Genomic DNA, 9,561 nt, shown 5'->3' with positions numbered 1-9,561 from the left:
CGCAAACGATAGCTCAAACGGATTTAGATGCAGGCTTTATAGAGAATAGTGCAACAGCGACAGGCGATAGTCCAACAGGTACAGATGATGTGAGTGATGTTTCAGATACGGATGTAGATCCAGATGGCAATCCAATCTTAGACAATGAGACAGTAGACGGACCAGATACAGGAACAGATCCAACAGAGGATCCAACTTTAACGGATTTATCACCTAATCCTGAGTTAACCTTAACTAAAACAGTTGTGGTATCTAACGATATGGCTCCACTTGGTGCTAGCTTGGGTGATGAATTAACGTATACATTTAGTGTTGAAAATACAGGAGATGTTACTATTGATAATATTACAATTGATGATGCTTTGACAGGAACAGTAGGTTTATCTATTACACCTTCAACATTGTTACCAGGTGAAATAGGATTTGCAACAGCAACCTATAATATTAATCAAGATGATGTGAATACTGGCTTTATTGAAAATAGTGCGACAGCTACAGGAGATAGTCCAAGTGGCGTTGACGACGTAAGTGATACGAGTGATAATGGTGATGAAGCTACTGATGGCCCAGATTTAGATACAGACCCAACAAATGACCCAACAGTTATAAGTATTAATCAAACCCCTGAATTAAGTGTTACTAAGACTAGTAGTTTAGATTTAGGAGATGATAATATATTAGGTGTAGGAGACGAGATATCATATACATATACAGTCACAAATATTGGTAATGTAACAGTATTTGATGTTAGTGTTAATGAAAACATGGTGAATTTTACAGGTACTGGAACCCTACCAACACCAACTTATGTAACTGGCGGAACCGATGAAGATGGAGAAGCTGATATCATGGATATGGCCGTAGGTACAGGAACAATAGTATATACTGCAACATATGAAGTTACTCAAGAAGATATTGACGCAGGAATAGTTTCTAACCAGGCAACAGCAAATGGTACAGATCCAAATGGAGGTGCTGTAGTTGATGATAGTGATGACCCAACTGATGCAACAAGTGATGACGATCCGACTGATACTATTTTAGAAGGTACTCCAAATATAGAAGTTGTTAAAACTTTCGTTATTTCTAATGATGTATTACCAACTGGCGCAAGTTTAGATGACGAAATTACATATACAATAAGTGTTACAAATACAGGAAATGTGACATTAGATAATGTTTCTATCGTAGATACGTTTACGGATTTAGATGGTAATCCACTTGTATTTCTTTCTGGACCTGCTTTTAATAATCCTGCTTCTTTAGGAAGTATAGAAGGTTTATTATTAGTTGGTGAAACAGCTACTTATACAGCTACTTATATAATAGAACAAGATGTTATTAATATAGGAGGATTCCAAAATAGTGTAGTAGCTAGTGGTGATAGTCCAGATGATACAACTGTAAATGATACTAGTGATGATGGAGATGATTTAGATGGAAACACAGATAATGATCCAACAGTGATAACTATATCTCCTGATCCTAAAATTAGTTTAATCAAAACAATACAACCATTAGAAGATACAAATGGAGATGGTATAATTGGAGGACTTGACGATGTCATTACTTATATATTTATTGTTGAAAATACAGGGAATCAAACGTTAACTAATATTATTGTTGAAGATAACTTACCAGGACTAAACCTAGTAGGTGGTCCAATTGCTCAATTGTTACCTAACGAAATTGATGATACGACTTATACAGCTACGTATACAATTACACAAGCCGATTTAGATGTTGGTAGTGTAACTAATTCAGCATCAGTTAGAGGTGAGGCACCAGGAGGTGATCCAAATGATCTTCTAGATGATATTATAGATACGAGTGATGATCCTACCGATAACCAAAACGATGACGAAAATGGTGATGGAGAACCAGATGATCCAACCGTAGTGCTACTTAATTCAATATTTGATTTGGAAGTAACTAAAACAGTTGATGAATTGCAACCTGTGATTGGAGAATTAGTAACGTTTACAATTGAAGTCGCTAATATTGGTAATGTCACTGCTAGTAACATTGTTATAGATGAGCAGATTCCTGATGGTTACTTATTTGTTTCTGCAATCACAACTGACGGTATATATTCAGAGTTTGATGGCGAATGGACTATTGCTCAATTAGATCCTGATGAAGTTGAAATACTTGAGATTACCGTTGAAGTATTAGGATTTGGAGACTATTTAAACACTGCTTATATAGAAAGTTCAGTAGGAGGTGTTGATGAGAATCCAAGTAATAATGAAGATAATGCAACAGTAGAACCAATTTGTTTAACTATTTATAATGAGTTTTCTCCAGATGGTGATGGTGTTAATGAAACCTTTGTTATTGATTGTATAGAGCGATTCCCAGACAATAAATTAGAAGTCTATAACAGATGGGGTAATATTGTCTATAGCGCAAATGGATATCTAAATGATTGGAAAGGGACATCTAATGGAAGAGCTGTGATAAATCAATCAGATGATTTACCTGTAGGTACTTATTACTACGTACTAGACTTAGGTGATGGATCTGACCCAAGAGTTGGATGGTTATACATTAATAGAAAAAACTAATTAATACTGAATTATAAAATATATTAAAATGATACATAAATCATCACTAATAAAAGGATTAATAGTTTTAGTATTTATGCTAATTAGTACTATTAGTTTTGCACAGCAAGATCCGCAGTATACACATTACATGTATAATACATTGAGTGTAAATCCGGCTTATGCTGGTCAGAGAGAAACTTTAAGTGTTGTAGGTTTGCATAGATCACAATGGGTTGGTATTGATGGTGCGCCACAGACACAATCTTTAAGTATCCATTCGCCTTTACGAAATGAACGTATTGGTTTAGGATTAAATATTGTTAATGATGCTTTAGGACCAGCGAGAGAGTCATTTATAGATGCAAGTTTTTCTTATACAATTCCATTAAATGCTAATGATTTAAAATTATCATTTGGTGCAAAAGGTGGTCTTCATATTTTAGATACAGATTGGAGTAAAGGTCGTTTTAGGAACCAAACTGATTTAGCATTTAGAGATAATCTAAATTTAATATCACCTATGATTGGTGCAGGTCTATATATGCATACTCGCAAATGGTATTTAGGTTTGGCTGTTCCAAATTTTATTGAAACAGAGCATTATGATGACTTTGAGCAATCCGTAGCTACTGAGCGCATGCATTTCTATTTTATTGGTGGTTATGTGTTTAATATCAGTGAAACAACAGAGCTAAAACCAGCTTTTTTATTAAAAGGTGTTTCCGGAGCTCCTGTTATTGCAGATGTATCTGCTAATCTTTGGTTTCAAAAGAAATTAACACTTGGCTTAGCATGGAGATGGGACGATTCAGTAAGTGCATTAGCAGGTTTTCAAGTAACGCCTGGTATGTTTGTTGGTTATAGCTATGATATGACTTCTACTGGATTAAATAATTATAATAGTGGAACACACGAAATTACCTTAAGATTTGAAGTTAAAAGAGTTGGCAGAATTTTATCTCCACGTTTCTTCTAAAAATATGACTATGAAAACAATATCAAAACATATATTATTAACTTTTGCTATTTTAATTTGTGGCAATGCCTTTGCACAAATAGGAAAAATACAGAGCGTTAAAGATGATTATAGGGATTTTGCTTATGTAAAAACAAGTGAAGTTTTGTTAGAAGTTGCTAATAATGGTTATAGATCATCAGATTTATTTCAAAAGTTGGCTAATTCATTTTACTTTCAAAATAAAATGGAAGAAGCTTCAAAATGGTATGGAGAGTTAATGAAACTCAATGAAGTTATTGATCCAGAATATTATTTTAGATATGCTTTAGCACTAAAAGGTATTAAAGATTATGAAGGTTCAGATAAGTGGATGGAAAAGTTTAATTCTCTTAAACCAAATGATTTAAGAAGTAAAGCATTTATTTCTAAGGTTGATTATAAATCTGCGATTGAAGAAATGAGTAGAGATGACATTGAAATCATCAATCTAGATATTAATACACCTTTATCAGATTTTGGTACAACTGAATATGAAAATGGAATTGTATTTGCTTCAGCAAGAGGTGGTGGTAGAATGTATCGTTGGAATGAAGAACCTTATCTAGATATATATTTATCCGAGAAAAAAGAAGATGGAACTTTTGAAGCTCCAAAAAGTATAGGAGAGAACGTTAACACTAAATTTCATGAATCTAGTGCCGTATTTTCACCAAACGGGAAATATATGTTTTTTACACGTAATAATTATTTTAAATCAAGATATAAAGAGGATGACTCAGGTATAAATAGATTACAATTATACAGAGCAACATTGAATGACAATGGAATTTGGACAGATATTCACGAAATTCATTTTAATAGTATTGATTATAGTGTAGCGCATCCTGCATTAAATTTAACAGGAACCAAATTGTATTTTGCCTCAGATATGCCAGGTACACTTGGTCAATCTGATATTTTTGTAGTTGATGTAAATGAGGATGGTACATTAGGTGAACCAGAGAATTTAGGAAGTGCAATTAATACAGAAGGTCAAGAATCTTTTCCATTTGTTAATACTGAAGGAGATTTATATTTTTCTTCAACAGGATTTCCTGGATTAGGTGGTTTAGACATATTTGTCTCCAAAGGTGCAGATCAAAAAGTTGTCTCAGGCTCTAGTCGTAATTTTTTAGTTGAAAATGTAAGTGAACCTATTAATAGTTCGTGGGATGATTTTGGGTATTTCGAGAATCTTGTAACTAAACGTGTTTATTTTAGTTCAAACAGAGATGGAGGTAAAGGTAGTGATGATATCTATACGTTTGAATTTCCAGAAATTAAGCTTTTAGTTGAAGGCATCGTAAAAGACGTAAAAACAGAAGAATTAATACCTGGATCAACAGTTGTATTATTTGATGAGGATGGAAAAGAATTAAATCGTGTTACGGTTGGAGAAGACGCTTATTTTAAATTCGATGTTGATCCTGAAAAAGAATATCTAATTAGAGTTGAAAAAGAAAAATATACAACAGACGAGCAACGATTTACTACGCCAAATAGAAATCAAGAGTTAATAATGGAATTACTTATTGAGAAAGATGAGCAACAAATTGAACCTTGTGACGATTTAGCTAAAGTATTAGACATTCCTATTATTTATTTTGATTTTGATAAATCTAATATTAGATATGATGCAGAAATTGAAATTCAAAAAGTACTAGCAGTATTAAATAAATATCCTACAATGCATATTGATATTCGTAGTCATACAGATTGTAGAGGTACAGCTGTGTATAACGAAAAATTATCTGATCGTAGAGCAAAGTCTACTAGAGCATATTTAATTAATAAGGGTATTGCAGAAGAACGTATAACAGCAAAAGGTTATGGAGAATCTCGTTTAATAAATGAATGCGGTTGTGAGCCAACTAATAACTCAGATTGTTCAGAAGCAGAACACCAACTTAATAGACGAAGTGAGTTTATTATTACCAGTATTAATGGTAAAACATGTGATGAAAACGTAGAGAAGGAAGATTAATTCACTTAGACACGTATAAAAATAAATAGCCGTTTAATTTTTTAAACGGCTTTTTTTTATGAAATCCTTTACTTTTATTTATAATTAAGATGTTAATTTTGTAGCATGCCAGAAGAAAAAGTCATTCTAGTCGATAAAAACGATAATCAAATAGGTTTAATGCCTAAAATGGAAGCACACGAAAAAGCCCTTTTACACAGAGCCTTTTCTGTTTTTATTTTTAATGATGATAACGAATTAATGTTACAGCAACGTGCTGCTCACAAATATCATTCACCTAAATTATGGACCAATACATGTTGCAGTCATCAGCGAGACGGAGAAACTAATTTAATGGCTGGTAAGCGACGTTTACAAGAAGAAATGGGTTTTGTTACTGAACTTGAAGAAAAGACCTCCTTTATATATAAAGCGCCTTTTGATAATGGTTTAACAGAGCATGAGTATGATCATGTAATGGTTGGTCATTATAACGAGAAGCCAATTATTAATGAAGATGAAGTAATGGATTGGAAATGGATGAAACTCGATGATGTAAAAAAAGACATTAGTGATAATTCGCAGTTATACACAGCTTGGTTTAAAATAATTTTCGAAAAATTTTATGAATTCATAAACATCAAAAAATAATGAAAGTTACCGTACATAGAAAAGCACATTTTAATGCAGCTCATCGTTTATACAGAAAGGATTGGAGTTTTGAAAAAAATGAAGCTGTTTTCGGTTTATGTAATAATCCTAACTTTCATGGTCATAATTACGAATTGATAGCTAGTGTTACAGGTGATATAGACCCTGAAACAGGTTACGTTATTGATGTAAAGATTTTAAAAGATATTATTAAATCTGAAATAGAAGATGCTTTTGACCATAAAAACTTAAATGTCGAGGTCGATGAATTTAAAGATTTAAACCCAACAGCAGAAAACATAGCTGTTGTTATCTATAATAGACTAAAACCCAAACTAGATTCTAAGTTTCATCTTCAAGTAACCTTATATGAAACCCCTCGAAACTTTGTAACCTATTCAGGAGAATAGTGGTATAATAAATTACCATATTCATTTTCATTTAAAACTTCTTAATAAAGAAATAAACAGAGCATTAAATAACTAAAAGGATTTAGTACTTTTGTGCTCATAAAAATAACAAGTATTATGGCAAACAAGAGAGATTTAAAAAAAGATATAAACTACGTTTTAGGAGATATTATAGAAGCAGTTTACGTTTGGGAATTAACAAATTCTGAAAAACCAACAAAAGACAGTGAAGCTATTATTGATGAAGCAATTTCAACTTTTGATGAGTTAATTGCACGTGTTAACAATAGAGCTGTAGAAGACAAAAAAGCCCACTTTAAAGCGATCAATAATGATCTTGAGGCTAAAGGTAAAGGGCTTATAGAAAAAATTAATAATTTAAAATAAATTGGTTTGCAAATTTAAAAATCTATTTTAAATTTGCGGCTGCTTATTGAGATTTAAATAAGTTAGTTTTTTGCCGATGTAGCTCAGCTGGCTAGAGCAGCTGATTTGTAATCAGCAGGTCGTGGGTTCGAGTCCCTCCATCGGCTCTTAATAAAAAAATCCAATCATTTAATTGATTGGATTTTTTTGTTTTATAGATAAATTCTAATTGATTATTGTACAGTTTTATTAGTTATTAGCTGCTAAAAATTATTCAACGGATTTGTTTCCTTCAACAACTTCTCCTAATTTTTTACCGTAAATTGAATTTTTAATTTTTGGTGTAAGATTGTTATAAATAGAGTCTATAAACACTGGATTTGCATTTCTTGCTTCATACAAAGCTAAATATGGTGCAACTTCACTGTCATTATTATTAATTGCATATTGAATAGTATAGGCATACTTTCTTTTAATTAAAAGGTTGCTCATTGTAGTTAAAGAGTCTATTGCCAAACTGTCTTTAGATTTTTGTGCTAAAAACTGTGCTTCTAATATATCTAAATTTTGATTATTGTACTTTGATATAACTTTTAAATAATCATCTAATAAAGCTTGTTGTTTAGATCCTTTTATTTTAGAATCAAAATTAAAATTCTTTAAAGTTGTATTGATTTCTGTAACACCTTTATCCGCAAAAAACGGAATGTAATGCTCTGCACCATCATTTTTAAACATTTTTAAATAGAGTAGAAGAGGTTCTTCAATATTGGTGTTAAGCATAAATTCTTGTTGCCCGTTAATAACCATAGAATCTAAATCTACAATGCTAGAATCTCCATCCTTTTGAAGATAAATTATGCCTTTTTTTAACCCTTTAACGGTTCCTTTTACAGTGAGGTTAGCATCATTTTCTTTACCACAAGAGATGGCCAAAAGAGATAAAATAATGAGACTTAAGGCTTTGTTTAATTTTGTCATGTTTAGTATAAAAATTTAGTGCGTAAATATCTTAATAATTGTTTTAATATTGCTAACTAATGGCAGCTAATTCCATTAAAATAGTACAACCAATAGCTGCGATAGTACCAACAGCATAGCCAAAAACAGCAAGTAAAACACCAACCGTTGCTAATGACGGATGAAAAGCAGAGGCAACAATAGGAGCTGAAGCTGCACCACCAACATTGGCTTGGCTTCCAACAGCTAAAAAGAAATATGGTGCTTTAATTAGTTTTGCAATAAGTATTAAAAGTAATGCATGAATAGTCATCCAAACAACTCCAATAGCTATAAGACCAACGTTATCAAAAATCATGGTTAAATCCATTTTCATTCCTATACTTGCAACTAGGATATAGATAAATACACTACCAAATTTACTAGCGCCAGCACCTTCATAATTTTTTGCTTTGGTATTAGATAATAATATGGCAATTAATGTTGCGATACTAATCATCCAAAAGAATTTAGAACCCAAAAATGTAAAAATATTTTTTGTGGTTGGTGATTCTATACCTGCAACAATATTTTCGAACATTGGTGCTAAAAAGTTAGCACTTAAATGTGCAATACTAACAGTACCAAAAGCAATAGCACAAATAATCATTATATCAGTAAGCGATGGGTTTCTTTTTACTTTTTCTGAAAAAGTTGACATTTTATTTTTCAATTCTTCAATGGATGATGTATCTGCTTTTAACCATTTGTTAATTCTATTTCTTTTACCAATACCAATTAAAATAATTGCCATCCAAATATTTGCAACTACAATATCTACAAATACCATTCCTCCATACTTGGCTTGGTTATAGCCGTAAATTTCTAACATAGCTGTTTGGTTGGCACCGCCTCCAATCCAACTACCTGCTAATGTAGAAAGTCCTCTCCAAACGGCATCTGGACCAACACCTCCAACAGTTTCAGGATGTACACTAGCGATTATTAAAATTGCAATTGGTCCTCCTATAATAATACCAATAGTTCCTGCAAAAAACATAACCAAAGCTTTCCAACCTAGATTAAAAACAGCTTTTAAATCTATACTTAGTGTCATTAAAACTAATGCAGCTGGTAGTAGATATCGACTAGACATATAGTAGAGATTAGAACTATGTTCTGTTAGTTCACCTGTTTCTGAAACAGTTGTCCATTCAGGTGAAATAAGACCAGTTGTTGTTAACACAGCAGGAACCATATATGCCATAAACAATCCTGGTACTATTTTATAAAATTTTGACCAAAAGCCAGTTTTAATAGATTCTGTGATAAACACAAATCCTAGTGCTAACATTAAGAGTCCAAATACAATAGTGTCATCAGTAAAAATTGGAGAGGTATCCATAGTAGTTTTAGTTTAGTGTGCGCAAAATACAAAAATTAAATACGAAAAAAAGCGACCGTTTCCGATCACTTTTTGTCTTTATCATTTTCCTTTTGTTTAGGTTGCCGTTTATGCTCTTTTAGATATTGCATAAGCATCCATTCTATTTGGCCATTGGTACTACGAAATTCGTCCGAAGCCCATTTTTCAATGGCTTTGAGCATGTCTTCATTTATACGTAATGCAAAGGCTTTCTTTTTAGACATTGATGTGTTAGTTTTAATACCGCTAATTTAAATACT

The 9,561-nt window shown here is 32.2% G+C and carries 9 protein-coding genes and 1 tRNA gene; 7 read left to right on the top strand and 3 right to left on the bottom strand.

Annotated features, from left to right (window positions below; all coding sequences use genetic code 11):
• The 7 genes from HNV10_RS06680 to HNV10_RS06650 form a co-directional block, all read left to right on the top strand.
• On the top strand, window positions 1-2,567 hold a 2,567-nt coding region (locus HNV10_RS06680), incomplete at its 5' end, for a DUF7507 domain-containing protein (RefSeq protein ID WP_173300544.1).
• A gap of 28 nt (window positions 2,568-2,595) precedes the next feature.
• Window positions 2,596-3,525, top strand: coding sequence for a PorP/SprF family type IX secretion system membrane protein (locus HNV10_RS06675; protein ID WP_173300543.1), 930 nt, complete (start codon window positions 2,596-2,598; stop codon window positions 3,523-3,525).
• 10 nt (window positions 3,526-3,535) lie between these two features.
• Window positions 3,536-5,530, top strand: coding sequence for an OmpA family protein (locus tag HNV10_RS06670; protein WP_173300542.1), 1,995 nt, complete (start codon window positions 3,536-3,538; stop codon window positions 5,528-5,530).
• A 105-nt stretch (window positions 5,531-5,635) separates the two neighbouring features.
• A complete protein-coding gene (gene idi / locus HNV10_RS06665) occupies window positions 5,636-6,160 on the top strand; it encodes an isopentenyl-diphosphate Delta-isomerase (protein WP_173300541.1) in 525 nt (174 codons plus the stop codon).
• Window positions 6,160-6,570, top strand: coding sequence for a 6-pyruvoyl trahydropterin synthase family protein (locus tag HNV10_RS06660; protein ID WP_173300540.1), 411 nt, complete (start codon window positions 6,160-6,162; stop codon window positions 6,568-6,570). The genes idi and HNV10_RS06660 overlap by 1 nt, the downstream gene beginning before the upstream one ends.
• A gap of 117 nt (window positions 6,571-6,687) precedes the next feature.
• A complete protein-coding gene (locus HNV10_RS06655) occupies window positions 6,688-6,957 on the top strand; it encodes a hypothetical protein (RefSeq protein WP_173300539.1) in 270 nt (89 codons plus the stop codon).
• Between the two features lie 72 nt (window positions 6,958-7,029).
• Window positions 7,030-7,103 (top strand) — tRNA-Thr (locus tag HNV10_RS06650).
• Between the two features lie 103 nt (window positions 7,104-7,206).
• On the opposite strand, the gene HNV10_RS06645 is transcribed toward HNV10_RS06650, so the two are convergent.
• The 3 genes from HNV10_RS06645 to HNV10_RS06635 form a co-directional block, all read right to left on the bottom strand.
• Window positions 7,207-7,917: a DUF4369 domain-containing protein gene (locus HNV10_RS06645; RefSeq protein ID WP_173300538.1), complete on the bottom strand. Its 711-nt coding sequence runs from the start codon at window positions 7,915-7,917 to the stop codon at window positions 7,207-7,209.
• A gap of 52 nt (window positions 7,918-7,969) precedes the next feature.
• Entirely contained in the window at window positions 7,970-9,280 is a 1,311-nt protein-coding gene (locus HNV10_RS06640) for a DUF819 family protein (RefSeq protein ID WP_173300537.1), read from the bottom strand.
• Between the two features lie 65 nt (window positions 9,281-9,345).
• Complete coding sequence (locus HNV10_RS06635) at window positions 9,346-9,525, bottom strand: Arc family DNA binding domain-containing protein (RefSeq protein WP_173300536.1); 180 nt, start codon at window positions 9,523-9,525, stop codon at window positions 9,346-9,348.
• Window positions 9,526-9,561 lie beyond the last annotated feature (36 nt).

This window comes from Winogradskyella litoriviva (assembly GCF_013249065.1).
GTDB lineage: Bacteria > Bacteroidota > Bacteroidia > Flavobacteriales > Flavobacteriaceae > Winogradskyella > Winogradskyella litoriviva.
Note: the sequence above shows the minus strand (reverse complement) of the source record. Positions and strands in the feature narration are given on the sequence as shown.